The sequence below is a fragment of the Haloleucobacter albus genome, from assembly GCF_052492075.1.
The window spans coordinates 1-1,925 of the sequence record NZ_JBQWAS010000001.1 but is presented as its reverse complement, the minus strand read 5'-3'; the positions used below and the strand labels follow the sequence as shown (position 1 = coordinate 1,925).

Annotated in this window: 2 protein-coding genes; both read left to right on the top strand. The window is 63.3% G+C overall.

The genetic code is table 11. The annotated features are described in order from the left end of the window. On the top strand, positions 1–906 hold a 906-nt coding region (locus ACT6QH_RS00010), incomplete at its 5' end, for an acetaldehyde dehydrogenase (acetylating) (protein ID WP_444972790.1). Beyond that, positions 906–1,925, top strand: a 1,020-nt coding sequence (dmpG, locus tag ACT6QH_RS00005) for a 4-hydroxy-2-oxovalerate aldolase (protein WP_444972789.1), incomplete at its 3' end; no start/stop codon positions are given. The genes ACT6QH_RS00010 and dmpG, both read left to right, overlap by 1 nt.

Sequence of the window (1,925 nt, the reverse complement as noted above, 5' to 3'; positions counted from 1 at the left end):
AATATCGGGACGGACCTGATGATCAAGATCATGCGCAATGCATCGCATCTTGCGATGGGTGCGATGGTTGGCATTGATCCGAAGTCGGATGGCCTGGCCCGCGCGGCGCGCCTTGGTGTGGCGGTGACGCATGAGGGTATTGATGGCCTGCGCAAGCTGCCCGATTACAAGGATATCCAGGTGGTGTTCGATGCCACTTCGGCCGGGGCGCACATGCACAACAATGCCCTGTTGCAGGCTGACGGCAAGAAGGTGATCGACCTGACCCCGGCGGCGATTGGCCCTTTCACGATTCCGGTCATCAATGGCGCGGCCAATCTGGATGAGCCGAATGTCAATATGGTCACCTGCGGCGGGCAGGCCACCATTCCCATGGTGTACGCCGTGCGCCGGGCCACAGACCGGGTGATCTGGGGCGAGATCGTGGCTTCCATCTCCTCGAAATCGGCTGGTCCGGGAACCCGCGCCAATATTGACGAGTTCACGGAGACCACCTCCAACGCCATCCGCAAGCTGGGCGGGGCCGAGCATTCCAAGGCGGTCATCATCCTCAACCCGGCCGAGCCGCCGCTCATCATGCGCGATACGGTCTTCACCCTCTCGCAGGGTGGCAGCCGCGAGGCGATTGAACAGTCCGTGGCCGAGATGGCGGCCGAGGTGCAGAAATATGTGCCCGGCTACCGGCTGAAGCAGAAGGTGCAGTTCGAGGAAATCGGCAACAACGCCCCGGTGCGCATTCCCGGCGCGGGCTATTGCTCGGGCCTGAAGACCACCATTTTCCTCGAGGTGGAGGGGGCGGCCCATTATCTGCCCGCCTATGCCGGCAATCTCGACATCATGACCTCCGCGGCGCTGGTGACGGCCGACCGCTGGGCGGAACAGCAGCTGAAGAAGGAGGCCGCGTGATGGCCCGGCCCAACCCGAACAAGCTCTATATCCAGGATGTGACGCTGCGCGACGGCATGCACGCCATTCGCCACCAGTATGGGCTGGACATGGTGCGCAAGATCGCCCGCGCGCTGGATGCGGCGAAAGTGGATGCGATCGAGATCTCCCATGGCGACGGCATCACCGGCTCCACCTTCAATTATGGCTTTGGCGCGCATGATGATGTGGAGTGGATCGCAGCCGTGGCCGAAGAATGCCGGCATGCAGTGCCGACCGTGCTGCTGCTGCCGGGCATCGGCACGGTGCATGATCTGAAGGCGGCATTCCAGGCGGGGGCGCGCTCGGTACGCATCGCCACCCATTGCACCGAGGCGGACGTATCGCGCCAGCATATCGAGGCGGGCCGTGCGCTGGGCATGGATACGGTGGGCTTTTTGATGATGGCGCACATGGCCCCGGTGGAAAAGCTGGTGGAGCAGGCGCTGCTGATGGAAAGCTACGGGGCGGAATGCGTCTATGTGACGGATTCGGCGGGGGCGCTTCTTCCGTCGCAATATACCGACCGGGTGAAGGCGGTGCGTGCGGCACTGAAGCCGGAAACCGAGATTGGCGTGCACACCCACCACAACTTGACCATGGGCGTGGCCAATGCGGTTGCGGGCATTGAGGCGGGCGCGGTGCGTGTGGACGCCTCTCTGGCGGGCATGGGCGCGGGGGCGGGCAATGCGCCGCTGGAAGCGCTGATTGCGGTTCTGGACCGAATGGGGATAGAGACCGGCTGTGACCTGTTCGGGATCATGGATGCGGCGGATGATCTGGTGCGCCCGCTTCAGGATCGCCCGGTTCAGGTCGACCGCGAGAGCCTCTCTCTGGGCTATGCCGGGGTATATTCCAGCTTCCTGCGCCATGCCGAAAACGCTTCCGGCGCCTATGGCGTGGACACGCGCGACATTCTCATCGAACTGGGCAAACGTCGCATGGTTGGCGGCCAGGAAGACATGATCGTCGATGTCGCCCTCGATATGCTCAAGGACAAG